We start from the raw sequence: 26,698 nt of genomic DNA on the forward strand, positions 1-26,698 counted from the left end.
ACCTGACCCCATGCCGAACTCAGAAGTGAAACGCCGTAGCGCCGATGGTAGTGTGGGGCTTCCCCATGTGAGAGTAGGGAACTGCCAGGCATCAACTACGTGGAAAGCCCCTGTCGAAAGACAGGGGCTTTTTGCTATGGACGTTAGGAATAGTTGTTTATACGTATCCGGTGGCAAAAGACAGCCGGTATCTTGCGTAGATCAGGTAGATAGCCGTAGCAAATGCGGGATAGAAGGGCAGCTTTTAGGATGCAGAAACCTTTCTACCTTATGCAGCTCGCGTTAGTTATGAATTAACGCGAGCTGTAAGATCCCTCATCATGGTGATGTTGGGGAAAGCCTGCGCAGGTACGCAGGCTAATTTGGTTGTACTGGATTAGTGCAAAATCTGTGAAAGAAATGACTGCGTGCGCTCTGAACGAGGGCTTGAGAAGAAGATGTCCGGTGGGGCTTGTTCTACGATCTCACCTTGATCCATAAAGATCACCCGATCAGCGACGGTTCTCGCGAATCCCATTTCATGCGTGACGCAAAGCATCGTCATACCATCCTGAGCCAGCCCGAGCATAGTATCTAACACCTCTTTCACCATCTCAGGGTCCAGGGCGGACGTCGGTTCGTCGAACAGCATAATCTTGGGCTTCATGCACAGCGAACGCGCGATGGCCACTCGCTGTTGCTGACCTCCAGATAGCTGTCCTGGAAATTTATGCGCGTGTGCGGCAATACGCACACGCTCCAGATAGTGCATTGCCAGCTCTTCCGCTTCTTTTTTCGGTGTGTGGCGCACCCAGCATGGTGCCAACGTGCAGTTCTGCAATACGGTTAAGTGTGGGAAAAGATTAAAGTGCTGAAAAACCATGCCGACTTCCGTACGAATTTTTTCGATGTTGCGCAAATCATTATTTAATTCAATCCCATCAACAACAATTCGCCCTTGCTGATGCTCTTCGAGATGATTAATACAGCGTATGGTGGTTGATTTTCCCGAACCGGAAGGGCCGCATAGCACAATGCGCTCGCCTTGCCTGACCTGTAAATTGATGTCTTTGAGCACGTGAAATTGCCCGTACCACTTATTCACATTTTCTAAGGTAATCATGTGATCGGTTGATTGAGTGAATGCAGTCTGATTCATGGATGGCCTCAGTGTGACTTGTGTCCGGTGTTAAAACGATTTTCCAGATGTTGGCTATAGCGCGACATGCTGAAACAGAAAATCCAATAAACCATGGCGGCAAAGACATAGCCTTCTGTCGACATACCCAGCCAGGTGGGGTCGACGGTTGCCTGCTGGATGCTGCTGAAGAGATCGAAAAGGCCGATGATGATCACCAGACTGGTGTCTTTAAAGAGAGAAATAATGGTATTCACCAGACCAGGGATAACCATTTTCAGTGCTTGCGGGAGGATGACCAGCCCCTGCATGCGCCAATAGCCTAAGCCCAGGGATTCCGCGGCTTCATATTGTCCTTTGGGAAGCGCCTGTAAGCCACCGCGAACCACTTCGGCGACATAAGCTGACTGGAATAAAATCACGCCAACTAATGCTCTTAGCAGTTTGTCGATCGTGGTGCCTTCCGTTAAAAACAGCGGCAGCATCACGGATGACATAAAAAGCACGGTGATGAGCGGTACGCCACGCCAAAATTCGATGAATACGACGGAAAGCATACGGACAATCGGCAGCGTGGAACGGCGGCCTAACGCGAGCAAGATGCCAAGCGGCAACGCACCGGCGATACCCACAGCGGCGATGATCAGCGTCAACGTTAAGCCGCCCCACTGATAGGTTTCCACTCTACTGAGCCCGCCAAAACCACCGTAAAGTAACCACCAGGCGACGAGCGGATAAATCACCGTCCAGACGGCAATATAACGTCCGCTATAGGGGATACTTTTCAGGAACATCGGCAGGATACTCAGCAACCCGATAGCGAGCGCAAAGTTGATACGCCAGACTTCCTCTGCCGGATACAGTCCATACATGAAATGACCAAATCTGGCATGAATGAAGACCCAACAAGCACCATCACGCGTACAGTCATTACGGGTTGTGCCAATCCAGTTAGCCTGAAAGATCGCCCAATTGAGCAGCGGCGGTATGGCAACCCACAATAGCCAGAGGCAAAACAGCGTTAACAGGCTATTGCTGATACTTGAGAAGAGATTACGTCGTGCCCACTGTATCGTTCTGAAAAGAGGGGACTGACGGCCTTGCGTATAATGGTTCATCGTCATGACGTCCTCTTAGCGTTCGACTAACGCGATCTTGCGGTTATACAGATTCATCAGCAGCGAGATCAGCAGACTGATAATGAGGTAGACCGACATGGTAATCGCGATGGTTTCGATGGCCTGACCGGTCTGATTCAACACGGTTCCCGCGAACAGCGACACCATATCGGGGTAGCCAATTGCAGCCGCCAACGATGAGTTTTTCACGATGTTGAGATACTGGCTGGTCAGGGGCGGAATGATGACGCGCAGTGCTTGTGGAAGGATCACTTTGCGTAACGTAACGGGATTCGGTAAGCCGAGAGAACGCGCCGCCTCGTGCTGACCGTGTGAAACCGATTGGATACCTGAACGAATAATCTCGGCAATAAACGATGAGGTGTAGACCGAAAGCGCAACGGTTAACGCCGCCAGCTCGGGGATCAGCACCATACCGCCACGGAAGTTAAACCCTTTTAATTCCGGCATATCCCAGTGAAAAGCGGGGCCGAAAATCAGGTGGCTGAGTGTGCACAGCACAAGAAACAGGCCTAACGTCAGCGGCCAGGTTCTACGTGGCTGGCCGGTTAAGGCGTGATAACGCTTATTACGCCGAAAGACGACCCATGTCACGATCGCGGTGATCAACAGAGAAAGGAAAAATGCCGCCGCACCGGGCCCCAATTCAGGTGATGGCAGGTAAAAACCCCGATTGCTGAGGAACGCGACATCAAACGCGCTGATTGACTGGCGCGGCCCTGGCAGATTCCGCAATACGGCAAAGTACCAGAAGAAGATCTGCAATAACGGCGGAATGTTACGGAATATCTCAATGTAAATGTTGGATATTTTCCGTAATAGCCAGTTGTCGGACAGTCGAGCGAGACCAACAGTGAAGCCGAGAATCGACGCAAACACGATACACAACGCCGAAACCAGCAGCGTGTTGAATAACCCAACAAGAAAAACGCGGGCGTAGGTGTCACCTTGTTGATAGTCAATCAGGTGCTGGACGATGCCAAAGCCAGCGCTTTTATTCAGGAAATCGAAGCCAGAGGTGATGCCCCTCTGTGCCAGATTGGTCACGGTGTTGTGCAACAGGTAGGCTGCGACAGCCAATACCGCGATAACAACGACAATTTGATACAGCCAGGCGCGCACCGCTGGATTAGTCAGTGATAAATCACCTTTTACGGTTGGGCGTTGTAGCATGCTGGAACCTCGATACGGGGTACTGAGGGGCGCAGCAATACAACTGCGCCCGGTTTTTTCTGATAATTAACGTACCGCTGGTGCGTACTGGATCCCGCCTTTGTTCCACAATTCGTTCAGGCCGCGCTTAATTTTCAGCTCGCTGCCCATACCGACATTACGTTCAAAGATTTCGCCGTAGTTACCGACCTGTTTGATGATTTTGAATGCCCAATCGTTCGGTAATTTGAGATCTTTTCCGTAGCTGCCTTCATGACCAAGCAGGTGAGACATATCTGGCGTGGTAGGTTTTGCTGCCAGTTGGTCGACGTTTTTCGAAGTCACGCCCATCTCTTCGGCATTCAGCATGGCGAACAGCGTCCAGCGGACGATCGAAAACCACTCTTCATCACCACGACGTACCACCGGGCCCAGAGGTTCCTTAGAAATCACTTCTGGCAGGACGATAAACTCAGCAGGTTTGCTCAACTTGATACGCAGTGCGTACAGCTGTGATTGGTCTGATGCCAGCGTATCGCAGCGGCCAGACTCCAGCGCTTTGGCGCTTTCATCGGAGCGGTCGAACGTGACGGGGGTGTACTGCATTTTATGAGTTTTGAAGTAGTCAGCGACATTCAGCTCGGTATCGGTGCCGGCCTGAATACAGACGGTTGCGCCATCCAGCTCTTTTGCGCTGGTTAAACCTGCTTTGTTATGCGTCAGGAAGCCAATGCCATCGTAGTAGGTGACGCCAGTAAAGAGCATACCCATGCCGCCGTCGCGGGAAGATGTCCAGGTGGTGTTGCGTGACAGCACGTCAACTTCGCCGGATTGCAGCGCAGTGAAGCGCTCTTTCGCTGTCAGCGGCGTGTATTTGACTTTATTGGCATCGCCGAATACGGCGGCGGCAAGGCCGCGACACACGTCAACATCAATACCGGAGTATTTGCCACTGGCATCCGCATAGGAAAAGCCGGGCAAGCCATCGCTGATTCCACACTGCACAAATCCTTTCTTCTGAATGGCGTCCAGCGTTGCACCTGCATGGGCTTGGTTGATGGCGGCAAAGAGTGACGCGCCAGCAACCAGAGTAGAAATCACTATTCTTTTCATAATCATCCTAGCGTCTAGAGTTATTTGCTGTTTTTGAAGTACACAATAAGGTGCACCATACCTGTCTGTCGGGATGCCGACGTGAGCAGAGCGAAGCAAATAAAATGCCAATTTTCTATTTGCTTGATAATGAAGACGAAAGGAAAGGCTTATTGATCTAAGTGGGTAATTCTAAATGGGTATGTGCGCACCGTGACAAATGCAAAGAGGGCAGTGCGCCCTTTTTTGGTGCGTCAGAATGGAGAGTGAGGCATTTTCATCCTGTACGCATATTTTCAGGTGTGGGATTACTGTTAAGCAGGGAGAAATGAGGAGCGTGGTAGCGTCATCAGCCCAGCGGATTGCGTGGGCTGATGCAGGAGGCGTTATTGTGTGATGTGGCGCTGATAATATTTTTCGAGCTTAACCTGTAGCTGGCTTAGCACCGTGCTGAACATCAGGTAAATCAGTGCAGCCTCAACATACAGAATCAAGGGTTCATAGGTAACCGAAACGATACGCTGAGCGGATAAAAACATCTCTGGCACGGTGATGACGGCAGCTAGCGATGTATCCTTGATTAAGGAAATAAACGTATTGGAGAGCGGCGGCAGCGACACGAAAACGGATTGCGGGAAGATGACCCAACGAATCGCCTGCCTTCCGTTCATACCGAGAGAATAGGCGGCATTCCATTGGCCTTTTGGGACAGACAATATTGCCCCACGGACGATCTCCGAGCTATAGGCACCCACGCTGATAGTGAAACCAATAAGGGCAGCCGGAAAGGCATCCAGAGTAATCCCCGCGCTGGGTAGTCCATAAAAAATCAGGAAAAGCTGAACCAATAATGGCGTTCCACGAATAACCCAAACGTAGAAATCACCCACCCATTTCAGCGGCTTTGGACCATAGAGGCGAACCAGCGCGATGATAATGCCGAGAGCTAAGCCAAAGATGAAAGACAGGATAGCCAGAGGGACGGTAAATTTCAGTCCCGCAGACAGCAGGCTCCAGAAGGAGTCTGCCATGAGTTGTAGCCAAGGCGGCATGAAAACGAGCTCCGATAAAGATATGCTCTAATTACAGAGCGCGCTGATGATAATCACATTTATAACAACGCGCTCTGGTAACAGTGCGATTATTGAGAAACATCCTCCCCGAAGTATCGCACAGATATCGTTTTATAGGTGCCGTCTGCTTTAATTTCATCCAGAGCTTTATTTAATGCTTCCACCAGTGGAGCCTGATTTTTACGTACCAGAATCGCGGAAGGCTCACCGTCTTTTGAGGTTGCCGCAATCTTCACGTTGGCATCCGGCTTCTGCTTTTTGAAATCCAGGAATGACAGGTTATCGTTCAACGTGGCGTCGGCACGACCGCTGAGAACCAGATCCAGAGATTGGTTAAAACCATCCGTTGGTACAATTTCCGCACCGTAGCTGGTGGCTTGCTTAGAGTAATTGCTGGTCAGGCTCTGGGCAGATTTTTTGCCTTTCAGATCGCTGAAATCTTTGATGGTGGTGTTATCGCCACGGACAACCAGCACCGCTTTGGAATCAATATAAGGCTTGGAGAAATCATACTTAGCCTGACGCTCTTTGGTTACGCCAACCTGATTGATGACCGCATCGTAGCGCTTGGCATCAATACCGGCGATTAAACCGTCCCAACGTCCTTCAATAAACTGTGCTTTCACGCCAAGCTTTTCTGCCACTGCACGGCCAATATCCACATCGAAGCCAACCAACTGGCCTGATTTATCATGATAGGTATAAGGCGCGTAGGTGCCTTCCGTGCCGATCTTGATAACCCCTGCGGACTTGATGGCGCTAAGGTCATCGGCATGAGCGAATACGCTGGTAGCAAGCAGGGCGCTGGTCAGTAAAGCAAAACGTATTTTTTTCATTATGAATTCCTGTGAGTGGTGTGCAGCGATGTGCTTATAACTTTTGTTAATAACGAATCTACGCGACAAAACATCTGTTTATAAATCACGTTGTGTGATTATTTATATCAGAAGTGAATATAGTACTCATAGCGTGCGTACTTTTGTCGCGAGCCTGACTTTTGTAGTGAATATAGTGCGTCTAACACGTTTTAACCATGTTGAGTCAAAGAACGATAGAAAAAGTCTATTGCTGCTGGGAATGCGGCCCAACTGTCACAATGTGCTTCTATTCTCAAGGACATCATTGCTTTTGCCACTACCCAGCAGGAGACAACAATGAAGATCCGCATCGCCAGCTATAACGTTGAGAACCTGTTCCATCGTACCGCGATTCTCAACCTCCCCGATTCGCAGCAGATCGATGCCCTATTGGAACAGGTCAGGCAGCTTCAGCAACTTCTCGAACAACCCCAATACGATGATGACCTGAAAGATCAGGTGTTCCGCCTTTCTATCGTGCTGCGCCCCTATATTGATATCCGCACCGATGCAGGCACGTTGGGGCGATGGAAAAAGGAGGACGCAGGCACCGGATTCAGGATCAATAAAAGCTGCCGCGGTCGTGGGGATTGGATCGGCGAAATCGTGTTCAAATCTCAGGAATTCAGCAGCCAACAGCGTAAGAATACGGGCAAGGTTATTACTCTGCTTAACGCCGACATTCTGTGCGCTGTTGAAGTCGAAAACATGGACGTCTTGCGTGATTTCAACAGTCAGGTGTTGGGGAAAAAGAAGTTTAATCAGTTCGTGATGATCGACAGCCCGAACGATCCACGCGGCATTGATGTTGCCTGCCTGACGCGTTACCGGATTGCTCAACTACGTACCCATATTTTTGACGCCGGAAAACAGTTTGACCCCGTCTTTAGCCGTGATTGTCTCGAAGTCACGTTGGACGCTGGCCTCAAGCAGCCGCTCTATGTTTTGTGTAACCATTTCAAAAGCCAGAGCGGTCAAACGGAAGAAGAGCGACAGCGTGGAGCGCAGAAGCGACGTGACCAATCCGAACGTGTCGCAGAGATTGTTCAACAGACTTACGATCTCAAGAAGGACTACGTGGTCATTCTCGGTGATTTGAACGAGGATTCGTCAAACCCCTGGCAAAGTTTGGCTCCGTTGTTTTCCCTGTCGGACTTACACCCGGTTATCGACCCTGAACGTCCGGAGAAAGAGCGTTATACCTACTATTTCTCTGGGGGAAAGAAGGGCGCGCGGTTAAATCAGCTGGACTATATTTTCCTATCTGCACCGCTGCATCAGGCGGTGGTGGAGTGGGGAGTCGAGCGCCGAGGTATCTACAATATCGACAAGATTGCCGCCAAAGAGGGCGCTGAACCCGTTACGCCGCTACCCGAAGTCACCTCATGGGACACGGCGGCGTCTGACCATGCCGCGCTCTGGGTGGAAGTAGACATTACTTGATGACCTCTTTACGGCTATGATGGCGTAATAAAAGAGAGTAATCATAGCCGTATAAACCGAGGAAGATGATGAGTCATAAACAAGGATTGGAAAAGTACCCAGACGCGCTGCGCTGGTCGTTTGGCGATAGCACCGAGCTGGCCGATGAGCTGTTGCAGCTGGTACGGAAAGGGCATAAAACGGCAACCTGTAGCTCGTATCACGCGTTCAAAAATGAGGAAACGCCGCAGGTCGGTGATTACAACATCGTTCTGGACGGTGCCGGACAGCCTTCCTGCGTAATCCGCACGCGCTCGCTAACGCTGGTGCGTTACTGCGACGTCACCGCTGAGATGGCAGCCAAAGAAGGCGAAGGCGACAAAAGCCTGGCTTTCTGGCGTGAAGGCCATCAGACATTTTTCGAACGAGAAGGCACTTTCGCCCCCGATATGCTGCTGGTGTTTGAAGAGTTTGAGCTGGTCGAGGTGTTTTGATTCTGGATTAGCAGGAATAAAAAATCTGGCGATTACTTGCCAGCATTTTTAAAAGCACTTATCTGTTGTGATTTACTGATCTTATGATTTGTATAAATAAGGAGTCTAGAGTAACTCGTATCCGGTAGCAGATACGAGTTATTACATAGTCAGTCGGAAGAAAAAAACCCAATAGATTATTAAATAGTATATTAATTATCTCAAAAACTCTATTTAGAGTACACAACCTGACGAGCTAGCCAGATTGTGTTATTGTTATAATTGGTTGTTAAATATCTTGGGAGCTGAATTTTACCGAGATAAGCGAATAGTCGTCAATGGGGGGGCCATTTTCAATTCTTTTCTTCAAGCTTGAACTAAAGCGTGAAGGTTCTGATAATGTGTTAAGAGAAAAACGTGGTCGCTTTTCCCAAAATGAATGTGCGCCATCAGACATAATAAAAATAGATAAGTTCCCATGTTCATCTGCTAATTCTTTGAATGTAAAATTAATAATATTGTATTTTAGCTCTAACGTTTTTGAAATGGCTGTTGTCAGTATATTTTTTCCTTTTGCGTTTTTAAGCTGACGGGAAGTAAAAATTCCATCATCTATATAGGCTTGATGCTGAGTATGATCTTTGGTTAACTGGCTTAATTTTGATTTGTTTTTTATATATAATCTGCAATCACCAATGTGACCAATAATAACTGACTCTTGAGTGACATAACACAATGTTAATGTACTGGCCGCATTAACATATTCTTTTTCGACCTCGCTTATTTTTTTTATCTCATCTTTGAGATTCTGAAATAAACTTATAAAATTACTTTCTATTTCACTTGCGAAATTTTTAGCTAAATAGTCTACAACCCTTTGAGAGGCTTTATCCCCACCTTTATATCCTCCTAGCCCATCAGCAATAGCAAAAAGGTAGCCATCATTTATTTTTAATGGGGGAAGAATGGTATCTTGGTTGATTCTATTATTTTCTTTTGAAAATGAAAAAAATGAAGCTGATGTTAAATTTAACATGGTTATATAACCTCGCCTATTCTTTTGATATCCGTTATAAGTTGCTCAGCGCTGACATATCTTTTTTGTAATTTTCTATCAGTACTTCTTGCCACTATATCATCGAATCCATCAATATTTAATTCTTCGATTATTATACCTAGTGAAAAAATATCTGATTGTCTTGAGTATCCATTAATAACAACATTGTGATCGAAATATTTTGGTGTTCTTGGGAAATGGCCTGCTAGTGTTAGAATTTTGCTGGCTTCGGACGGATCCATGTGTCTTGCAATTCCAAAGTCAGATATTTTATAAGTTCCGTTAGAGAATTTTAATATATTTTGAGGTTTTATATCACGGTGTAGATAACCTTTAGAATGAATCCAAGCTATTCCTTCTGCTATCATTAAAACAATATTTATTTTTTCTTTTCTACTTAGCTTTCCTGATTTAATTTCATTATCTAAATTTGACTCTGCAAGTTCCATTATAAACCATGGAGGGGTCGTATCTAGATTGCATATGAATATTTGAGCAACATTCTTATGAAGGCATAAATCTTGAAGTCTTACTTCTCTTATAAACCTTGAAATTAAGTCAGGGTCTTCATGTTGATTGATTAATATTTTTCTAGCGTATTCACCACAGATAACATTTTGAGTGTTTTTAACTCTTACTTTCTCTACTACCCCAAAACTACCAGTTCCGATCTGGTTCATTGGTTCGATTATATAATTGCTATGTGAAATCACATCAAACTCCTAGGTTTTAATGTTATTTTCCATGGTGATTATATTTTATATTTATTAAATAATTATCAGTGTTGAGGTCATATTTATCAGCCCCTAAAAGACACGTATTGATAACTATCTGTATAATATTATTATCACTAACTTCTAACAATACTGTTAATTTATCAGGGGGGTAAACCAAATCATGTCGAAATTTTTGTGATGAGTTGTTCGTTAAGAATGCTTTTAATTTTTTTACTTTTTGTTTTTTAAAGCTATTTTATTATTACCACTTACTGGTTTTGGATTATGGGGTGGTCGAATATGAGTCATCAATGTGTAAAGCACATCTAGTTATGCAGTACTCAGTTGCTAACCTCGATAGTATCTAACTTTAGACGAACTGGTCTACGCCACCCGTAATACCAGTCAGTCTTTTGATTCGTCTTTAAGCTGCTTGCGCTGGCGGCGTTTAATCTCGCCTTTTACTGCGGTGATGATGAATTGCGCCTTTGTCTCACCAGCTTCAAGGCTGCTTTCCATTTCAGCAACAACGTCGTGCGGGAATCTTGCATTCAACTGCTGTGATTTGTTGTTAATTGAACCCGTTGCCATTGCTGGATCTCCATGTACTAAGTGCGATTCAGTATACGTAAAAATAATTCTAAAAAATAGCTTGAGGTGCGATTCACTTGGGCGTAATGTTAGCTGCATAGGTGCGATTCACCTATGAAATGCGAAGCCCGGCAGTGTTGGAGCACTAACCGGGCCTCTAACCACAATGTTATTGGAGCTAACACTATGGCTGATATCCAGTCTACCCAAACTCGCCCCGAATTTCAGTATCGCTTTCTTGCTCTGGGTATATCGTCCCAATCCGTCGTCCATGTTATCGCGGCTACCGAACGTCAGGCGCGGGAACATTCCCCTGATGGTCATGTCATGGTCTTTGCTGGTCGCCTGCCTGTTCAGGAGGTGCGCCATGTTTGATAGCACGCCGTTAGAGCCAGAAGAAGCACTCGATCAGTGTCGTGCGCTGGCTTACGCCATTGTTGAATTGAATAACCCAGAATCGAAAGAGATTTTAACGTTCGTGTTGGCAGAGCGATTAGATAACCTGTACCGAATTCTTCACGCGTCGGAAACGGATCAACAAGAAGGGATGAGTCATTAACAACGAATTCCCCATCTCTCAGATGCCACCGCTCAGCATGTCCACGCTAAGGCCGTTGCTGCCTAAATAGAAGGCAAAGAAAAAGGCGCTTAACCCAAGAGGTAAAGCGCCTTTTTTCAAATGCTTAACTGATTAGTATCAGTTCATGCCGTATTTTTTCAATTTCTTACGCAGAGTACCGCGGTTGATGCCCATCATCAGGGCGGCGCGGGTTTGGTTACCGCGGGTGTATTGCATCACCATGTCCAACAGTGGCTGTTCAACTTCAGCCAGTACCAGCTCATACAGGTCACTTACATCCTGACCGTTCAATTGAGCAAAATAGTTCTTCAGTGCCTGTTTAACCGAGTCGCGCAGGGGTTTTTGGGTTACCTGAGCCTGAGAGTTTACAGTGGAAACGGTCAGTACGTCAGAATTCACGCGTTGTTCGAACATAGTTCTGTCAGCTCTTTTTCTGTTTACGCAAGATTTTCAAAATATGCCTTCAACGCCTCCAGCTGCTCGCTGGCATCCTCAATGGCGTTGAATGTGCGCCTAAACTGGTCGTTTGGGGCATGCTCCTGGAGATACCAGGATACGTGCTTACGAGCGATACGAAATCCCTTGCCTGGACCATAAAAGTCGTGCAATTCCCGTATGTGCTCGATCAACAAGCGCTTAACCTCTGCCAATGGCATCGGTGCCAGCAACTCCCCTGTGTCCAGATAATGCTGGATTTCCCGAAAGATCCAGGGTCTTCCCTGAGCGGCTCGTCCTATCATCAGGGCGTCAGCCCCGGTGTAGTCAAGAACCGCTCTGGCTTTATGCGGGTCTGTAATGTCGCCATTCGCAATAATAGGAATGGAAACGGCCTGCTTAACTGCCCGAATGCTGTCGTATTCGGCGAAACCATTGAACAGGCACGCACGCGTGCGTCCGTGAATGGTTAACGCCTGAATCCCACAGTCTTCAGCCAATTTGGCAATTTCTACACAGTTGCGGTGCTCTGGTGCCCAACCGGTACGGATTTTCAGTGTCACCGGTACGTCTACCGCTTTCACTACCGTAGAGAGGATTTGTTTGACCAAATCCGGATACTGCAACAACGCAGATCCTGCCATCTTGCGGTTCACCTTCTTCGCCGGGCAGCCCATATTGATGTCGATGATCTGTGCGCCGGAATCAGCGTTGATTCTCGCTGCCGCCGCCATCTCATCGGGGTCACAACCGGCAATCTGCACGGCTCTGATACCCGGTTCATCGCTATGAACCATTCGCAAACGCGACTTGTCTGAACGCCACACTTCCGGGTTGGAAGAAAGCATTTCAGACACGGTCATTCCAGCGCCCATCGCATGACAGAGTGCTCTAAATGGGCGATCGCTAATACCAGCCATTGGGGCTGCTATCAAGCGATTACTAAGCTGAAATTGTCCAATGTGCATAGACAAAAATTGACCATACTGTGCCTGCAAGGGCGCGTATATTACGCATTTTTTACGTCAGATGAAAGGCCAAACTTTGACCAATTTACAGCTATCGATCAATGAAAATGCACTTCATAAAGATGCATAAAAATATTATTCATATTTAACAGATAGTTATATTTTTATGTCGATTTTTTGTTCTGGGAAATAATCATCTGTTTACAGAATTTTATCTGCAAGCGCGGTCATTTTTGGTGGAGATACAGCAGCCTATCAATGCTTTATCAGTGAAATGCGTTGGTTAATGTGGCAAAAAAGGGTACCGATTTACCTGAGGCTGGCCGACAGACCGTCTGACCAGCCTCGTGAAGTGACTTAATGGATGATGATTCGGCCATTAAGCGGTTGTGTGGGGCGATTATTGGCGTGATGCATGACCGAGCGGAACTGGTTTATCTGATCGGCAGAGGCAGTGACGGGGTGATCTAGTACGAGCCAGCGAATGCCTTCTGAGCAAGGTGGCGTGGTGAGCGACCCACTAAACCGATAGTAGTTTAATGACGTCGGTAACAGGCTCTGAATCGCGATTGGCGTGCGCACGTCCTCTGCCTGATTAACCTGAGCCGGAATCTGCTGCCATGTCGTGGCTAACGGCAGATTGGCTTCTCCTTCCTGAAACATCAGCGCGATAACGGTAAGTGCGCCAGCCGCGTCTTTATAGACAAAATGGCCTTCCAGCGGGAACTGTTTACCGTCAATTTCATTCTCGCTCGGTGCGTGAAAGTGAAACTGCTGCAAGGTGAATGTCTCGTTATCCAATACCAGCGTATTCCCTGGGCCAACGTTAACCTGAACGGTATGCCCATTGTTGATAATTTGCTGCGTCCCAGACTGGAAAGCTAACTGTAGAGGGTCGTGTTGAGCGTTCAGAGCCTGGCGGATATTGATGGGAGACTGGTTTTTACCCGTTTCACATAGCGAGAAGTCTGGAGACAGCTTTCCCCAGTGTGCGGGATCGCCGTTGCCTTCGTAGCCCCAGTGTACCGGATCGGCCGCCAAGGCGGAAGAGCAGGCGGATAGCATCAATACGATAGAGAGTTTACCTTTCATTTTTCATCCCTTGAAAATAATGATATGGCATCGTTGAGCGCCGGGCGCAGGTACGTCCAGTCGCTTGCCGGACTGCATCTGCCCGTCATACTTCAAGTTTCATGTGCGTTGGCTGCGCTTACTCACCCGAATCACTTACTTGAGTAAGCTCATCGGATTCCCTCGCTTGCCGCCTTCCTGAAACTCGAATTATTTAGGGCATAATACGCCAGTTTATTGGGATCAATCGTGAGATATAGCAAGAAGAAAGGTGCCCACCGTTGCACATACGGTGGGCGGGACTAGCGGGATAATGTTATTACGATGCGCGGCGTTGGCCGGTAATGCGGCACCACTCTTCGCGTTCAGCCACCGGATCGAGCGTGAACTTGTCTGCGTAGGCTTCTGCGACGCCATCGGCCTGCGTCGCCAGCACGCCGGAAAGGCCAAGGTGACCTCCCGCTTTTGGCAGATCGCTAATCAGCGGTGCCAGCTCGCGCAGCGGGCCAGCAAGGATGTTGGCGACGACGACATCAGCAGACAGGTCGGCAGGTTGGTCTTTCGGCAGATAAAGCTCCAGACGCTCAGAAACGCCGTTGCGCTGTGCGTTGTCTCGGCTGGCCTGAATCGCCTGCGGATCGATATCAATCCCGATGGCGCGTGCTGCACCCAGTTTCAGGGCGGCAATTGCCAGAATGCCGGAACCGCAGCCAAAATCGATGATGGTTTTCCCTTCCAGATCCAGCCCATCGAGCCATTGCAGGCACAGTGCGGTTGTTGGGTGGGTGCCAGTGCCAAATGCTAGGCCAGGATCGAGCATCACGTTGACGGCAGTCGGGTCAGGAATGTCACGCCAGCTTGGGCAAATCCACAGACGTTTGCCGAACTGCATCGGGTGGAAGTTATCCATCCACTCGCGTTCCCAGTCTTTGTCTTCCAACTGCTCGATTTTGTGTTTAAAACCCACGCCCAGCAGCGGCTCTTGCTCCAGCATCGCGATAACCGCGTTCATGTCGGTTTCGGCATCGTACAGCGCAATCGCGTCAGTATCGCCCCACAGGCGGGTCTCGCCCGGTAGCGGTTCGAACACCGGTGTATCGTGCGTATCCTGAAACGTAACGGATACCGCACCGCTTTCCATCATGACGTCACCCAGTTGTTCTGCAACCTTTCCTGAGGTGTTTATTTTCAGTTGAATCCACGGCATAGCAGTCTCTATTACATTTAAAGTGAAGATGAAGCGGCAACTGGCGCTGGTGGATTATGACCAAAGCGGTTGCCAATAATAAACGCCATCAGGCTGAGTAACAGCGATGGCACAATCGGGTGATACCCGGCCAGCTGAAGGTTGAAGCTGGCCAGTAAGGTATAGCAAATCGCCCCGGTGAACATGGCGCTGAGCGCGCCCGCGGCATTCGCGCGTTCCCAATACAGGCCTAGCACCAGCGGCCACAGGAACACCGCTTCCAGCCCGCCAAACGCCAGCAGATTCAGCCAGATAATCATTTCCGGCGGCCGTAAGGAGGCCAGCAGCACCAGCAGGCCCAATAGTAGGGTCGTCACGCTGGACAGGATCTTGATGCGGCGTTCGTTATGGATCTGCTGCGGGCGTACGCTGAGATAGAGATCTTTGATGATCGTGGCGGAGGCCTGAAGCAAATGCGCATTAATGTTGGACATGATAGCGGCCATTGGCGCAGCGAGAAAGATCCCAGCGGCCAGCGGCGGTAATACGGTGACCATCAGCGCCGGTAACACTTGATCGGGGATCGTCAGGTTTGGCATCACGGCGCGGCCCAGCGCACCGGCCAAGTGCATGCCGAGCATCAGGATACCGATGACGATGGTGCCGATGATAATGCCACGGTGCAGCGCTTTGCTGTCACGATAAGAGATGCAGCGCACGGCGGTGTTCGGCAAGCCGATGACGCCGAAGCAGACCAGCACCCAGAATGAAGCCATAAACGGCATCGACAGAATACCGTTGCTGCCCTGCGGCGATACCAGCATCGGGTCGATTTGTTGCAGCTTATCGACTGCGCTATGTAAGCCCCCTGCGGCATAAATCACGCCCACCAGCAGGATGACGGTGCCGATCAGCATTACGATGCCCTGCATTGCATCATTGAGCACGCTGGCACGGAAGCCGCCAAACGTGGTGTACAGCGCGATGGTGACGCCGAAAATCAGTAGGCCGATGTCGTAAGGGATGTTCGCTGCGGTTTCCAGCAGGCGTGCGCCGCCGATGAACTGCACAGCCATGGCGCCGATAAACGCGACCAGCAGGCTGATGCTGGCGAACCATACCAGCAGCGGGCTGTTGTAGCGGGCGTACAGCATGTCGTTCAACGTGATGGCGTTGTAACGCCGCGCCAAAATGGCGAACTTTTTCCCCAAAATCCCGAGCGATAGCAGCATGGTAGGAAGCTGGATCATCGAAAGCAGCACCCAGCCCAGCCCGTATTTATACGCGGCACCTGGCCCGCCGATAAAAGAGCTGGCGCTGACGTAAGTGCCGATGAGCGTCATCGCTAGGACAAACCCGCCCATTGAGCGGCCGCCGAGGAAATACTCGTTAAGGAAGTTACCCGCTTGACGGCGACGGTACGCATAGACCGACAGCCCGAAGACCAGCAGCAGGTAGCCAATCAGCGGCAATAAGATTTCAATTTGCATCGTCACTCTCCAGTGAGATATCGCGGAAAATAACGCGCACCATCAGCCAGCACAGCAGCGTAAACACGAGCGGCAGCAGCAGGCAGGCCATCTCAAACCAGTGTGGCAGGCCGGTGATCCCTTGTGTGTTGTCAGGCAAATAGGCGGCAAGCACCCAGGCCACTAAATAAACCAGCGTCAGGCCAAAAGCCCAGCGGGCCTCTTTGTGCGCCTGAGGAAAGCGTGTATCCATGTTCTTCTCCACCGTAAATGGGAGGATTGGCATCGTTATGAACGTCGTGATGACGAAAGCGGGAATTTTACGGCATGTGGGCCAATTGACTAGTAAGAATTGCGCTATCAGCGTAAAAGCCAGCCGTGGGGTCATCCCGATCGTGTAAGGAGCGAGAACCATTGGGGGATAAAAAGAGGGGTTGGCAGCGTGTTGCTTCACCCATTTTATTTCGGTTTTTTGAGCAACTGATCGGGGCGAAAATAGAAGACATCTCTCCAAAAAATAATACCAAGTGAGTATGTTTATTTATTGATATTGAGGTAATTGGCTAATGATGGAAGTAGCATCGCATAATTCTCTCAGAGGAAAGCCTACTATGAGGCTATTATTTACCGTCTGCTATTCCAGAGCAGAATAGTTAAAGACGAACCAAAGGAGTCGTTATGTCAGTTTCAGCAAGAAATCAGCTTTCGGGTGTTGTGTCTTCCATTTTTGAGGGTGCGGTAAACAATGAAGTCGCATTGACTCTGGAAAGTGGGGATAAGTTAACGACGGTGATTACACGAACCAGCTGTGATTCAATGGAATTGGCTGTCGGCAAGCCGGCCATTGCGCTGGTGAAAGCCCCTTGGGTCATTCTGGCATCGGCGGAATGTGGTTTGAATTTTTCTGCCCGCAATCAATTTCACGGCAAAGTGAGTACCGTGGCTAAAGGTGCCGTCAACTCGACGGTGCAACTGGTTACCGCGGGTGGGTTGACGCTGACCTCAACCGTGACCAATGAAAGCCTGGAAGAGATGAACATTGATGTGGGCAGCGAATTAATCGCTCTGGTTAAGGCTTCCAGTATTATTCTGGCTACCCGGAAATAATTACCGATTGCTTTAGCGAATTCAAATATCTCTTATTTCCCGTTTAAATAGCCAATGTTGGGTATCGTCGGAAGTGTGATCTGAATGATTGACCTTGAATAGGGTTATTTAAGAGATATACATCGGCATAAATAACAAAGGCCAGCATAGGCTGGCCTTTTGACTCGATTGCGTGGGGTTTACTGCAAGCCGAGTTTCTTTTCCAGATAGTGGATGTTCGTGCCACCTCTCTGGAAGTTTTCGTCGCTCATGATCTTCATCTGAAGTTCGATGTTGGTTTTGATGCCATCGATGATCAGTTCAGCCAGCGCGTTCTTCATACGGGAAATCGCGATTTCGCGGGTTTCGCCGTAGGTGATCAGCTTGCCGATCATGGAATCGTAATACGGCGGTACGGTATAACCGGCGTAAATATGCGATTCCCAACGGACACCAAAGCCACCCGGCGCGTGGAAGCGCGTGATTTTACCCGGGCTTGGCAGGAAGGAGTTCGGGTCTTCCGCGTTGATACGGCATTCTACCGCATGGCCGCGAACCTTGACGTCTTTCTGCTTGATGGACAGTGGCAGACCGGCAGCGATGCGCAGCTGCTCTTTGATCAGGTCCACGCCGGTAATCATTTCGGTTACCGGATGCTCCACCTGAATACGGGTGTTCATTTCAATGAAGTAGAACTCACCGTTTTCGTACAGGAACTCAAACGTACCCGCACCACGATAGTTGATATCGATACAGGCTTTGGCGCAGCGATCGCCGATATTGCGGCGCAGCTCGTCCGTAATGCCCGGTGCCGGCGCTTCTTCCACCACTTTCTGGTGGCGACGCTGCATGGAGCAGTCACGCTCGGCCAGATAGACGGCGTGGCCCTGACCATCAGCCAGAATCTGAATTTCCACGTGACGTGGGTTTTCCAGATACTTTTCCATGTAGACCATGTCGTTGTTGAAAGCCGCTTTGGCTTCCGCACGGGTCATGTTGATGGATTGTTCCAGCTCTTTGTCGCTGCGCACTACTCGCATACCACGACCACCGCCGCCGCCAGAGGCTTTGATGATGACCGGATAGCCGATGCGTTTTGCATGAGCACGGTTAGCGTCCATGTCACCGTCTAACGGACCATCAGAGCCTGGTACGGTCGGAACCCCCGCTTTTTTCATTGCGGTGATGGCAGACACTTTGTCGCCCATCAGGCGAATGGTTTCTGCGCGTGGGCCGATGAAGATAAAGCCAGAGCGTTCAACCTGCTCGGCAAAATCCGCATTTTCGGACAGGAAACCGTAACCAGGGTGAATCGCGACGGCACCGGTGATTTCCGCAGCGGAAATAATCGCTGGGATGTTCAGATAGCTTTTTGTTGACGGCGCCGGGCCGATACACACGGTTTCGTCCGCCAGCAATACGTGTTTCAAATCGCGATCCGCACTGGAGTGAACGGCGACGGTTTTGATGCCCAGTTCTTTACAGGCACGCAAAATACGCAGCGCGATCTCTCCGCGGTTAGCGATAACGATTTTATCTAACATGATAAGCCTCGTTATTCGATGACAATCAGTGGCTCGTCAAATTCGACCGGCTGACCGCTTTCGAGCAGAATGGCTTTAACCACGCCCGCTTTGTCGGCTTCGATCTGGTTCATCATTTTCATGGCTTCGACGATGCACAGGGTATCGCCAACGTTGACGCGCTGACCCACTTCCACGAAAGCTTTAGCATCCGGGCTTGGGGTGCGATAGAAGGTTCCAACCATTGGAGAACGAACGATGTGTCCACTGATGGCAGCCGGTGCGGCAGGAGTTTCCACTGGCGCTGGTGCAACGGCGGCGGCCAGAGCAGGCTGTGGCTGCATCATTGGCGTAGCGTAGGCCTGTTGCATCATCGGGTAGTTAACCGCTGCTGGGGCACGACTGATACGTACTGATTCTTCACCTTCAGAAATTTCCAGTTCGGCGATGCCGGACTCTTCAACCAGTTCGATCAGTTTTTTGATTTTACGAATATCCATGGATGTGGTTCCGTACTCTTTTGTTTAATTGGAAGTTGACAGGCGTTTTACCGCCGTCTGTAAAGCATACTGATAACCATCTGCCCCCAGGCCACATATCACGCCTACCGCAACATCAGAAAGGTAGGAATGATGACGAAAAGGCTCACGTGCGTGCACGTTGGACAGATGAATTTCGATAAACGGAATCGCGACTGCCAGCAGGGCATCACGCAGCGCAACGCTGGTGTGGGTAAATGCCGCCGGGTTAATCAGAATGAAGTCTGTGTTTCCTCTGGCCTGATGGATAGTATCGATCAGGACATGTTCCGCATTGGATTGCCGATGGGAAAACTTCACGTTCAATGCCTGCGCCTGGGTTTCCAGCTCGCTGACAATGTCTGCTAACGTCGTGTTACCGTATTTGTCGGGCTCCCGGGTTCCTAGCAGATTCAGGTTTGGACCGTTCAAGAGCAAAATGTGAAACTTTTCTGCCATTGTGCTGCTATCTCCCGCGATTGACCAAGATTGCCAAAACCGTGTCGCACAAAATAGCGCGAAGCTATTCGTTTGTCACCTTTCGTGACGCAAATTGTCCGGCCCGAGAAATTAAAGTCGTGCATTATAACCATATCGTGGCAATTCGCAGCTAAATACTGGTCTTATCTGCGGAGATATTCCTGCACCAGACCGTGAGAAGGCGTGAATTTCACTGCGGTCCGTAACCGGCTTTTCCTGTGTTGCTGCGGCGTTTAGCGCCACCATTGGCGAAATTTCTTATAACGCAACAGCAGCAATATCAGCGCCGCGAGCGCATACAAAATAGGCTGCGGGGAGAGCGTTTTAACTGACCAAAGATAGTGGATAGGCGCAAGGATGGCGACTAAATAGACGAAATTATGCAGTTTTTGCCATTGCGATCCCAACTTGCGCATCATTATCTGTGGTGAGGTCACCGCCAGCGCCAGCAAAATCAGCCAGCTTATGATTCCCAACGTTAGATACGGCCGGGATATCAGTTCTTTTCCCAGCAGGGCCAGATGATCCAGACCCAGCTCCAGCAGCGCATAGCTCACCAGATGTAACGTCGCCCAGAAAAAGCACCACAGCCCGAGGAGGCGTCGGCAGCGAATCAGCAGCGGCTGTTTACCGTAGCGCGCCAGTGGCGTGACCAACAGCGTCGCCAGCAGCAATTTCAGCGCCATTCGGCCGGTAAAATGCTGGATATCTTTGGCGGGGTCAGCGCTGAACCACCCTTGGTCAACTGACAATATCAGCCACAGCAGCGGCAGAAAACCAGCCAGATGGAGTAGCACTTTTAGCCCGTTAATGTGTTGTAACGTCAGTCTCATGCTGATGTGGATCCCTATCCTGACAGGATGCTGTAGCGAGAAGTTTTGTGTTATTAGCTAGATGTTTTGTGTTGTTAACTAAAAGTTGTCGCGCAGATTCAGGCCGCGATACAGCGAGGCGACCTGATCGGCATAGCCGTTGAACAACAGCGTGGGTTGACGTTCAACGTTAAGCAGGCCGCCTGAGCCAATGACGCGCTCTGTCGCCTGCGACCAGCGTGGGTGATCCACATGCGGGTTAACGTTGGCATAGAAGCCATACTCGTCTGGCGCCGCCAGATTCCACGTGCAGGGCGGCTTCTCACGAGTGAGCCGGATATGTACTATGGATTTGATGTTCTTGAAGCCGTATTTCCACGGTGTGACTAACCGGATGGGCGCACCGTTCTGCGGCGGCAACGTCTTGCCGTAGACGCCGACGGCCAGCAGTGCCAGAGGATTCATTGCTTCATCCATCCGTAGCCCTTCTACATAGGGATAATCCAGCCCGCCGCCCATGAAACGATCTTTTTGCCCCGGCATTTGCTCCGGGTCGTAAAGCGTCTGAAACGCCACGTAGCGGGCGTTGCTGGTGGGCTCGGCGAATTTAATCAGCTTGCCCAGCTCAAAGCCGACCCACGGAATCACCATCGACCACGCCTCGACGCAGCGGAAACGGTAGATCCGTTCTTCCAGCGGAAAGCGTTTTAGCAAATCGTCGATATCCAGCGTGAGAGGCTTGGCGACGTCGCCGTCTATCTTGACAGTCCAGCCTTCGGTTTTTAACCCGCCCGCATTGGCCGCCGGATCGGCTTTGTCCAACCCGAATTCATAGAAGTTGTTATAGCCCGTAACTTTATCTTCCGGCGTGAGTGGCAGGTCGAGTTTCCAGTCGGCGGGTTGGCTAAACGTGAGCGGTTTACCCAGTGGAGCTTTGGGTTTATCGCCGCCTTTAAACCAGGCCAGCAGGTCAGCCTGTGCAGAAAACGGCAGTGAGAGCGCCGCAGCGGAAATACCCAGCGCTTTTAATACGCGTCGACGCTGATAGAAGAGGGATTCCGGGGTAACGTCGGCTTCCGTGAATTTGCGATGTTTGTGCATGTGAACTCCCGCCAGTCATTATTATTGTTGACGCAAAGTGGCGTTTTTAATGCTTACCGTTCACTTAGTTATAGATGACTTGCGGTAGAAACTGCGACAGGAGAGATGAAATACTTTTTTGCAGGGTGTAACAGCCACCCGAAGGTGGCTGAGTGCATCAACAAAAGACGTTAGCTGATTTTCACCAGCGTACGGCCGGTGACTTTGTTTTCCAGCAGGGCAGCAGCAACGGCAGGGACGTCTTCCAACCCGATTTCCTGCGTGACCTGCTGATAGAACGACTCAGGCAGGATGGCAGCCAGACGCTCCCACGCTTGCTGACGGCGCGCCAGCGGTGCCATCACGGAATCCACGCCTTGCAGGCGAACATTACGTAAAATAAATGGCATCACAGTTGTCGGCAGGGCAACACCACCAGCCAGACCGCATGCGGCAACCGTCGCGTTGTAATCCATCTGCGCCAGCAGCGTCGCCAGCACGTTGTCGCCGACGGTATCCACCGCGCCAGCCCAACGTTGTTTCTCTAGCGGGCGAGGGCTGCCGCTGAATTCGCTGCGATCCAGCACCTGTTTGGCACCCAATTTTTTCAGGTAATCAGTGTTGTCGGCACGGCCGCTGACGGCGGTCACCTGATAGCCTAGCTCTGCAAGCAGGGCGACTGCCGTGCTGCCGACGCCGCCGCTGGCACCCGTCACAATGATGTCGCCGCTTTCCGGAGTGATGCCGCCGTCTTCCAGCGCCATCACGCACAGCATCGCAGTAAAGCCTGCGGTGCCAAGAATCATAGCTTTACGCGCATCCAGCGACGCGGGCAGAGGGACCAGCCAATCGCTCTTCACTCGCGCCTGTTGTGCCAGGCCGCCCCAGTGGTTTTCACCCACGCCCCACCCCGTCAGGATGACTGGCTGACCGACGGCAAACCGATCGCTGTCACTGTGACGCACGGTTCCGACAAAATCGATCCCTGGAACCATCGGGAAGTTACGAATAATTTTGCCTTTGCCGGTAATGGCAAGCGCATCTTTATAATTAATACCGGACCAACTGATATCAACAGTTACATCCCCGGCGGGAAGCTGCTCTGCGTCAATCTCGCGAATCTGAGCGTGGGTCAGTCCGTCTGACTGTTCAAGAACTAAAGCCTGCATGGGCTATCTCCTGTAGCAGGATTAAATATGGGGAAGTCATTAACGACTATAGTTATTACAGGTACTATTTGTTAAAAGGTACTGTTTGTTAAAAAAGTACTATGTAGCTGGCCTATGCGAACTGATAAAAAACAACAAACTCGCAGAAATAACAATTATTTGGAATAGGACGCAGGGATGGGATTTACGACCAGGTTCTCGATACTCATAGTATTGCTGACGGTTCTCGCCATTTTTCTTATGCTTTTCAGTAGCATATTTAGTCTCTGTTATTATAGCCAGTTGCGAACCGAGCAACAGCTACGCGAGGTCACGGCCAGTATCGATCAGGCGCTATTAGTGCAATCGCCCGAAAATATTCAATATTGGCTGCCGGGAATGATGAAAACGGCAGGCATTGTGGCGTTGGATATTCAGGATAACGATTCAACCCTCTATTCAATACAGCTGCCCGAGGCCGGCTGGGAACGCACGCACCTCTATCATGAGGTCGAATTTCCACTGATGCATCATTTGAACATGTCGATCGCCTTAAAATATGTCGACCCGCTGATTGGTTTACCGCGTTTCGTGGTGTCGACGCTATCAGTGCTGCTGGCTGCGGGCCTGATGCTCCTGATGCTGTACTTCTCCATTCGCTGGCTGCGTCGGCAGGCTGCCGGACAGGAAGAGTTGGAAAAACGCGCACAGCGTATTCTCAAGGGCGAGCGAGAATCGGTTATGCAGGGGTCGGTGCGTGAATGGCCAGTTAAGACCAGCGGGGCGCTCGATCAACTGCTGTCTGATTTAGTGGAAGCGCGTGAGGAACGCGGGCGGGTTGATACCTTAATCCGCGCTTTCGCCGCGCAGGATGCTGAAACCGGGCTGAGTAATCGTCTGTTTTTTGATAATCAACTGACCACACAGCTGGAAGATGGCGAAGAGGTGGGGACGCACGGCGTTGTCATGATGATTCGCGTACCTGATTTTGAAACCTTGCAAGAAACGCACGGCGATACCAGTGCGCTTCAGGAATACCGTTTCACGCTGATCAACCTGCTGTCGACGTTTGTCATGCGCTATCCCTCTGCGCTGCTGGCGCGTTATTTCAGCAGCGATTTCACCGTATTACTCCCCCACCGCACGCTAAAGGAAGCCACTGCGATAGCCACGCAACTGGTGAAATCCATCGATATTCTCCCCGCCTGTCCGTTGATCGATCGCGAGGACGTTCTCCACATTGGTATTTGCGCCTATCGCGGCGGGCAAAGCGCTGAGCACGTGATGGAGAGTGTGGAGGACGCGACGCGCAATGCGGTGTTGCAGGGCGGTAACAGCTGGTGTGTATTTGACAGGCAGGTGCCAGACAAAGGGCGCGGCAGCGTGAAATGGCGGACCTTGCTGGAGCAGACGCTGGCGCGCGGCGGTCCGCGGTTGTATCAGAAACCTGCGGTCACCAAAGAGGGCGTGGTACATCATCGTGAAATGATGAGCCGTATTTACGACGGAGAACAGGAACTGCTCGCGGCGGAGTATATGCCGCTGGTTCAACAGCTGGGGCTGGCGGCCAGCTATGATCGGCAGCTTGTGGCGCGAATTATTGATTTGTCAGCGAGTTGGCCCGGAGAAACACTGGCTTTACCGGTAAGTGTGGACTCACTTTTGCAGAAACCTTTCCTGCGCTGGCTGAAAGAAGTCTTACTGCAATGTCCGAAAACGCAGCGTCAGTGCATTTTATTTGAACTTGCAGAGGCAGATGTCTGTCAATATATCGGCCGCCTGCGCCCGGTTCTCAATTTGATCCTGGGATTAGGCTGTCGCCTGGCGGTCACGCAGGCGGGTTTGACGCTGGTCAGTACGACGTACATCAAGTCACTCCCCGTGGAGATCATCAAGCTTCATCCTGGTTTGGTCCGCAGTCTTGAGCGCCGCCCGGAAAATCAGCTGTTTGTACAAAGCTTGACCGAGGCCTGTAAAGGCACGCAAACGCGGGTATTTGCCGCTGGCGTGCGGACCAAAGAGGAGTGGCGGATGCTGTTGGGCAAGGGAGTTTATGGTGGGCAAGGTGATTTTTTTGCCGCATCAGTCTCTGTAACGGATGAGCTGAAAAAATATTCACCGCGGCATCGTGTTTAATATAAACGTCCCGTTCAAATTGACGTAGAATGAGGCGGTTGTTAAATCGGTTAGTGTGTGCTTACGTTAGCGGCAATCCGATTAAATGTTAGATTTTATGTCCTGTGTTAGCGCAATTCTGTCGGGTGGACAGTGGTAAGATGCCTTGCCGCCTGAGGAGAAAGCATGTTGTGCCTTTCTCCCTGACGCCGACGTGCGCAACGCAGACTTATTTTCACCGAAGCAGACCCTTTTCGTGCCTTGTCGCTGCTTCGTGTGGTTGGTAAAGTAGGCGGATTTATTTTTCGCCCCCAGCTTGCAGGATTATCCTTTAGTTATGTTTAAGAAATTTCGTGGCATGTTTTCCAACGACTTGTCCATCGACCTGGGTACCGCCAATACCCTGATTTATGTTAAAGGGCAGGGCATCATACTGAATGAACCCTCTGTGGTTGCGATTCGTCAGGATCGTGCTGGTTCTCAAAAGAGTGTGGCAGCAGTCGGCCATGACGCTAAGCAGATGCTAGGCAGAACCCCTGGAAATATCGTGGCGATTCGCCCGATGAAAGACGGTGTGATTGCCGATTTCCAGGTCACAGAAAAAATGTTGCAGCACTTCATCAAGCAAGTGCATAGCGACAGCTTTATGCGTCCGAGCCCGCGCGTGCTGGTGTGTGTTCCGGTAGGCGCAACGCAGGTTGAGCGTCGTGCCATTCGCGAATCCGCATTGGGTGCCGGTGCCCGTGAAGTGTTCCTGATTGAAGAGCCGATGGCGGCTGCGATTGGTGCTGGCATGCCAGTATCCGAAGCGACCGGTTCCATGGTTGTGGATATCGGTGGTGGTACCACGGAAGTCGCGGTGATCTCGCTAAACGGCGTGGTGTACTCCTCTTCTGTACGTATTGGTGGTGACCGCTTTGATGAAGCGATCATCAACTACGTTCGCCGTAACTATGGTTCACTGATCGGTGAAGCGACGGCAGAACGTATCAAGCATGAAATCGGCTCTGCTTATCCGGGCGACGAAGTGCTGGAGATTGAAGTGCGCGGCCGTAACCTTGCTGAAGGTGTACCGCGTGGATTCACGCTGAACTCCAACGAAATTCTGGAAGCGCTGCAAGAACCGTTGACGGGCATCGTCAGCGCGGTCATGGCGGCGTTGGAACAGTGTCCACCAGAGTTGGCTTCCGATATTTCCGAGCGCGGTATGGTGTTAACCGGCGGCGGCGCGCTGCTGCGTAACCTGGATCGTTTGCTGATGGAAGAAACCGGTATTCCGGTTGTGGTGGCTGAAGATCCACTGACCTGTGTTGCCCGCGGCGGCGGCAAGGCGCTGGAAATGATCGACATGCACGGTGGCGATTTGTTCAGCGAGGAGTAATCCTGTCTGGAAAAGGGGGGACCTGATGGATGAACGCTTGCGTTTTTCATCTCTCGTGGTTACCCCTTTTTTATTTGCCTGTAGCCTTACGGGGCGCCGCTTTGTGACGTTAAAAATCGCCAGGTGCGATTTGAGGTTGCTGTCGAGGAATACGCAA

The 26,698-nt window shown here is 50.4% G+C and carries 28 protein-coding genes and 1 rRNA gene; 8 read left to right on the forward strand and 21 right to left on the reverse strand.

Annotated elements, in window-relative coordinates; translation table 11 throughout:
- Positions 1-90 (forward strand): 5S ribosomal RNA (gene rrf / locus BUB06_RS04230); the annotation flags it as partial.
- Between the two features lie 286 nt (positions 91-376).
- Here the strand turns inward: rrf and BUB06_RS04235 are convergent.
- From BUB06_RS04235 to BUB06_RS04260, 6 genes are all read right to left on the reverse strand, one after another.
- Positions 377-1,138: an amino acid ABC transporter ATP-binding protein gene (locus tag BUB06_RS04235; RefSeq protein ID WP_039470288.1), complete on the reverse strand. Its 762-nt coding sequence runs from the start codon at positions 1,136-1,138 to the stop codon at positions 377-379.
- Positions 1,139-1,146: 8 nt separating this feature from the next.
- A complete protein-coding gene (locus BUB06_RS04240) occupies positions 1,147-2,241 on the reverse strand; it encodes an amino acid ABC transporter permease (RefSeq protein ID WP_039470290.1) in 1,095 nt (364 codons plus the stop codon).
- Between the two features lie 9 nt (positions 2,242-2,250).
- Positions 2,251-3,429, reverse strand: a complete 1,179-nt coding sequence (locus BUB06_RS04245; protein WP_039470292.1) for an amino acid ABC transporter permease — start codon at positions 3,427-3,429, stop codon at positions 2,251-2,253.
- A 66-nt stretch (positions 3,430-3,495) separates the two neighbouring features.
- A complete protein-coding gene (locus BUB06_RS04250) occupies positions 3,496-4,521 on the reverse strand; it encodes an amino acid ABC transporter substrate-binding protein (protein ID WP_005975324.1) in 1,026 nt (341 codons plus the stop codon).
- 365 nt (positions 4,522-4,886) lie between these two features.
- Positions 4,887-5,552 (reverse strand): amino acid ABC transporter permease, encoded by a 666-nt coding sequence (locus tag BUB06_RS04255; protein WP_010300238.1) that lies wholly within the window; start codon positions 5,550-5,552, stop codon positions 4,887-4,889.
- Between the two features lie 89 nt (positions 5,553-5,641).
- Positions 5,642-6,409: an amino acid ABC transporter substrate-binding protein gene (locus BUB06_RS04260; RefSeq protein ID WP_039470294.1), complete on the reverse strand. Its 768-nt coding sequence runs from the start codon at positions 6,407-6,409 to the stop codon at positions 5,642-5,644.
- Between the two features lie 318 nt (positions 6,410-6,727).
- On the opposite strand from BUB06_RS04260, the gene BUB06_RS04265 reads away from it, so the two are divergent.
- Both BUB06_RS04265 and BUB06_RS04270 read left to right on the forward strand, forming a co-directional pair.
- Entirely contained in the window at positions 6,728-7,873 is a 1,146-nt protein-coding gene (locus BUB06_RS04265; RefSeq protein WP_039470296.1) for an endonuclease/exonuclease/phosphatase family protein, read from the forward strand.
- 68 nt (positions 7,874-7,941) lie between these two features.
- Positions 7,942-8,346, forward strand: a complete 405-nt coding sequence (locus tag BUB06_RS04270) for an ASCH domain-containing protein (RefSeq protein WP_039470297.1) — start codon at positions 7,942-7,944, stop codon at positions 8,344-8,346.
- A gap of 268 nt (positions 8,347-8,614) precedes the next feature.
- Here the strand turns inward: BUB06_RS04270 and BUB06_RS04275 are convergent, their stop codons facing one another.
- The 3 genes from BUB06_RS04275 to BUB06_RS22090 form a co-directional block, all read right to left on the reverse strand.
- Positions 8,615-9,361, reverse strand: coding sequence for a PP2C family protein-serine/threonine phosphatase (locus tag BUB06_RS04275; protein WP_039470298.1), 747 nt, complete (start codon positions 9,359-9,361; stop codon positions 8,615-8,617).
- Positions 9,362-9,363: 2 nt separating this feature from the next.
- On the reverse strand, positions 9,364-10,095 hold the full coding sequence (locus tag BUB06_RS04280; RefSeq protein WP_039470300.1) for a protein kinase domain-containing protein: 732 nt from the start codon (positions 10,093-10,095) through the stop codon (positions 9,364-9,366).
- Positions 10,096-10,503: 408 nt separating this feature from the next.
- A complete protein-coding gene (locus tag BUB06_RS22090) occupies positions 10,504-10,689 on the reverse strand; it encodes a YlcI/YnfO family protein (RefSeq protein ID WP_039470302.1) in 186 nt (61 codons plus the stop codon).
- A 186-nt stretch (positions 10,690-10,875) separates the two neighbouring features.
- On the opposite strand from BUB06_RS22090, the gene BUB06_RS04290 reads away from it, so the two are divergent.
- Both BUB06_RS04290 and BUB06_RS04295 read left to right on the forward strand, forming a co-directional pair.
- Positions 10,876-11,064: a host cell division inhibitor Icd-like protein gene (locus tag BUB06_RS04290; RefSeq protein WP_072012977.1), complete on the forward strand. Its 189-nt coding sequence runs from the start codon at positions 10,876-10,878 to the stop codon at positions 11,062-11,064.
- Positions 11,057-11,248, forward strand: a complete 192-nt coding sequence (locus BUB06_RS04295) for a hypothetical protein (protein ID WP_039470305.1) — start codon at positions 11,057-11,059, stop codon at positions 11,246-11,248. Before BUB06_RS04290 ends, BUB06_RS04295 begins: the two co-directional genes overlap by 8 nt.
- Before the next feature lie 138 nt (positions 11,249-11,386).
- Here the strand turns inward: BUB06_RS04295 and fis are convergent, their stop codons facing one another.
- The 6 genes from fis to BUB06_RS04325 all read right to left on the reverse strand — a co-directional run bounded on the left by fis (position 11,387) and on the right by BUB06_RS04325 (position 16,651).
- Positions 11,387-11,683 (reverse strand): DNA-binding transcriptional regulator Fis, encoded by a 297-nt coding sequence (gene fis / locus BUB06_RS04300; RefSeq protein WP_005975342.1) that lies wholly within the window; start codon positions 11,681-11,683, stop codon positions 11,387-11,389.
- A 23-nt stretch (positions 11,684-11,706) separates the two neighbouring features.
- Positions 11,707-12,672 (reverse strand): tRNA dihydrouridine synthase DusB, encoded by a 966-nt coding sequence (gene dusB / locus BUB06_RS04305; protein ID WP_010300275.1) that lies wholly within the window; start codon positions 12,670-12,672, stop codon positions 11,707-11,709.
- A gap of 357 nt (positions 12,673-13,029) precedes the next feature.
- Positions 13,030-13,764 (reverse strand): carbonic anhydrase, encoded by a 735-nt coding sequence (locus tag BUB06_RS04310; RefSeq protein WP_039470307.1) that lies wholly within the window; start codon positions 13,762-13,764, stop codon positions 13,030-13,032.
- Positions 13,765-14,062: 298 nt separating this feature from the next.
- A complete protein-coding gene (gene prmA / locus BUB06_RS04315) occupies positions 14,063-14,950 on the reverse strand; it encodes a 50S ribosomal protein L11 methyltransferase (RefSeq protein ID WP_039470308.1) in 888 nt (295 codons plus the stop codon).
- Between the two features lie 17 nt (positions 14,951-14,967).
- Entirely contained in the window at positions 14,968-16,419 is a 1,452-nt protein-coding gene (gene panF, locus BUB06_RS04320) for a sodium/pantothenate symporter (RefSeq protein ID WP_039470309.1), read from the reverse strand.
- Positions 16,409-16,651, reverse strand: coding sequence for a YhdT family protein (locus BUB06_RS04325; protein ID WP_010681541.1), 243 nt, complete (start codon positions 16,649-16,651; stop codon positions 16,409-16,411). Before BUB06_RS04325 ends, panF begins: the two co-directional genes overlap by 11 nt.
- Before the next feature lie 425 nt (positions 16,652-17,076).
- Here BUB06_RS04325 and BUB06_RS04330 point away from each other — a divergent pair, with 425 nt between their 5' ends.
- Complete coding sequence (locus BUB06_RS04330; RefSeq protein WP_039470311.1) at positions 17,077-17,505, forward strand: TOBE domain-containing protein; 429 nt, start codon at positions 17,077-17,079, stop codon at positions 17,503-17,505.
- 179 nt (positions 17,506-17,684) lie between these two features.
- Here BUB06_RS04330 and accC read toward each other — a convergent pair whose 3' ends face one another.
- The 6 genes from accC to acuI form a co-directional block, all read right to left on the reverse strand.
- Positions 17,685-19,028, reverse strand: a complete 1,344-nt coding sequence (gene accC / locus BUB06_RS04335; protein ID WP_010300306.1) for an acetyl-CoA carboxylase biotin carboxylase subunit — start codon at positions 19,026-19,028, stop codon at positions 17,685-17,687.
- Positions 19,029-19,039: 11 nt separating this feature from the next.
- Complete coding sequence (accB, locus tag BUB06_RS04340) at positions 19,040-19,507, reverse strand: acetyl-CoA carboxylase biotin carboxyl carrier protein (protein ID WP_010300308.1); 468 nt, start codon at positions 19,505-19,507, stop codon at positions 19,040-19,042.
- A gap of 24 nt (positions 19,508-19,531) precedes the next feature.
- Positions 19,532-19,984 (reverse strand): type II 3-dehydroquinate dehydratase, encoded by a 453-nt coding sequence (gene aroQ, locus BUB06_RS04345; protein WP_039470313.1) that lies wholly within the window; start codon positions 19,982-19,984, stop codon positions 19,532-19,534.
- A 254-nt stretch (positions 19,985-20,238) separates the two neighbouring features.
- A complete protein-coding gene (gene msrQ, locus BUB06_RS04350) occupies positions 20,239-20,838 on the reverse strand; it encodes a protein-methionine-sulfoxide reductase heme-binding subunit MsrQ (protein ID WP_039470315.1) in 600 nt (199 codons plus the stop codon).
- Between the two features lie 78 nt (positions 20,839-20,916).
- Positions 20,917-21,918 (reverse strand): protein-methionine-sulfoxide reductase catalytic subunit MsrP, encoded by a 1,002-nt coding sequence (msrP, locus tag BUB06_RS04355; RefSeq protein WP_039470317.1) that lies wholly within the window; start codon positions 21,916-21,918, stop codon positions 20,917-20,919.
- Between the two features lie 170 nt (positions 21,919-22,088).
- Positions 22,089-23,066 (reverse strand): acrylyl-CoA reductase (NADPH), encoded by a 978-nt coding sequence (gene acuI / locus BUB06_RS04360; RefSeq protein WP_010300317.1) that lies wholly within the window; start codon positions 23,064-23,066, stop codon positions 22,089-22,091.
- Between the two features lie 177 nt (positions 23,067-23,243).
- On the opposite strand from acuI, the gene csrD reads away from it, so the two are divergent.
- On the forward strand, positions 23,244-25,181 hold the full coding sequence (gene csrD, locus BUB06_RS04365) for an RNase E specificity factor CsrD (RefSeq protein ID WP_029368238.1): 1,938 nt from the start codon (positions 23,244-23,246) through the stop codon (positions 25,179-25,181).
- Positions 25,182-25,497: 316 nt separating this feature from the next.
- Entirely contained in the window at positions 25,498-26,541 is a 1,044-nt protein-coding gene (gene mreB, locus BUB06_RS04370; RefSeq protein WP_010300322.1) for a rod shape-determining protein MreB, read from the forward strand.
- The last annotated feature ends 157 nt before the right edge of the window (positions 26,542-26,698 follow it).

The organism is Pectobacterium carotovorum, assembly GCF_900129615.1.
Taxonomy (GTDB): Bacteria; Pseudomonadota; Gammaproteobacteria; order Enterobacterales; family Enterobacteriaceae; genus Pectobacterium; species Pectobacterium carotovorum.

Excerpts from the sequence above, each read along its gene's own strand:
- BUB06_RS04235 (WP_039470288.1), bottom strand. The coding sequence starts at position 1,138 with ATGAATCAGACTGCATTCACTCAATCAACCGATCACATGATTACCTTA.
- BUB06_RS04240 (WP_039470290.1), bottom strand. The coding sequence starts at position 2,241 with ATGACGATGAACCATTATACGCAAGGCCGTCAGTCCCCTCTTTTCAGA.
- BUB06_RS04245 (WP_039470292.1), bottom strand. The coding sequence starts at position 3,429 with ATGCTACAACGCCCAACCGTAAAAGGTGATTTATCACTGACTAATCCA.
- BUB06_RS04250 (WP_005975324.1), bottom strand. The coding sequence starts at position 4,521 with ATGAAAAGAATAGTGATTTCTACTCTGGTTGCTGGCGCGTCACTCTTT.
- BUB06_RS04255 (WP_010300238.1), bottom strand. The coding sequence starts at position 5,552 with ATGCCGCCTTGGCTACAACTCATGGCAGACTCCTTCTGGAGCCTGCTG.
- BUB06_RS04260 (WP_039470294.1), bottom strand. The coding sequence starts at position 6,409 with ATGAAAAAAATACGTTTTGCTTTACTGACCAGCGCCCTGCTTGCTACC.
- BUB06_RS04265 (WP_039470296.1), top strand. The coding sequence starts at position 6,728 with ATGAAGATCCGCATCGCCAGCTATAACGTTGAGAACCTGTTCCATCGT.
- BUB06_RS04270 (WP_039470297.1), top strand. The coding sequence starts at position 7,942 with ATGAGTCATAAACAAGGATTGGAAAAGTACCCAGACGCGCTGCGCTGG.
- BUB06_RS04275 (WP_039470298.1), bottom strand. The coding sequence starts at position 9,361 with ATGTTAAATTTAACATCAGCTTCATTTTTTTCATTTTCAAAAGAAAAT.
- BUB06_RS22090 (WP_039470302.1), bottom strand. The coding sequence starts at position 10,689 with ATGGCAACGGGTTCAATTAACAACAAATCACAGCAGTTGAATGCAAGA.
- BUB06_RS04290 (WP_072012977.1), top strand. The coding sequence starts at position 10,876 with ATGGCTGATATCCAGTCTACCCAAACTCGCCCCGAATTTCAGTATCGC.
- BUB06_RS04295 (WP_039470305.1), top strand. The coding sequence starts at position 11,057 with ATGTTTGATAGCACGCCGTTAGAGCCAGAAGAAGCACTCGATCAGTGT.
- fis (WP_005975342.1), bottom strand. The coding sequence starts at position 11,683 with ATGTTCGAACAACGCGTGAATTCTGACGTACTGACCGTTTCCACTGTA.
- dusB (WP_010300275.1), bottom strand. The coding sequence starts at position 12,672 with ATGCACATTGGACAATTTCAGCTTAGTAATCGCTTGATAGCAGCCCCA.
- BUB06_RS04310 (WP_039470307.1), bottom strand. The coding sequence starts at position 13,764 with ATGAAAGGTAAACTCTCTATCGTATTGATGCTATCCGCCTGCTCTTCC.
- prmA (WP_039470308.1), bottom strand. The coding sequence starts at position 14,950 with ATGCCGTGGATTCAACTGAAAATAAACACCTCAGGAAAGGTTGCAGAA.
- panF (WP_039470309.1), bottom strand. The coding sequence starts at position 16,419 with ATGCAAATTGAAATCTTATTGCCGCTGATTGGCTACCTGCTGCTGGTC.
- BUB06_RS04325 (WP_010681541.1), bottom strand. The coding sequence starts at position 16,651 with ATGGATACACGCTTTCCTCAGGCGCACAAAGAGGCCCGCTGGGCTTTT.
- BUB06_RS04330 (WP_039470311.1), top strand. The coding sequence starts at position 17,077 with ATGTCAGTTTCAGCAAGAAATCAGCTTTCGGGTGTTGTGTCTTCCATT.
- accC (WP_010300306.1), bottom strand. The coding sequence starts at position 19,028 with ATGTTAGATAAAATCGTTATCGCTAACCGCGGAGAGATCGCGCTGCGT.
- accB (WP_010300308.1), bottom strand. The coding sequence starts at position 19,507 with ATGGATATTCGTAAAATCAAAAAACTGATCGAACTGGTTGAAGAGTCC.
- aroQ (WP_039470313.1), bottom strand. The coding sequence starts at position 19,984 with ATGGCAGAAAAGTTTCACATTTTGCTCTTGAACGGTCCAAACCTGAAT.
- msrQ (WP_039470315.1), bottom strand. The coding sequence starts at position 20,838 with ATGAGACTGACGTTACAACACATTAACGGGCTAAAAGTGCTACTCCAT.
- msrP (WP_039470317.1), bottom strand. The coding sequence starts at position 21,918 with ATGCACAAACATCGCAAATTCACGGAAGCCGACGTTACCCCGGAATCC.
- acuI (WP_010300317.1), bottom strand. The coding sequence starts at position 23,066 with ATGCAGGCTTTAGTTCTTGAACAGTCAGACGGACTGACCCACGCTCAG.
- csrD (WP_029368238.1), top strand. The coding sequence starts at position 23,244 with ATGGGATTTACGACCAGGTTCTCGATACTCATAGTATTGCTGACGGTT.
- mreB (WP_010300322.1), top strand. The coding sequence starts at position 25,498 with ATGTTTAAGAAATTTCGTGGCATGTTTTCCAACGACTTGTCCATCGAC.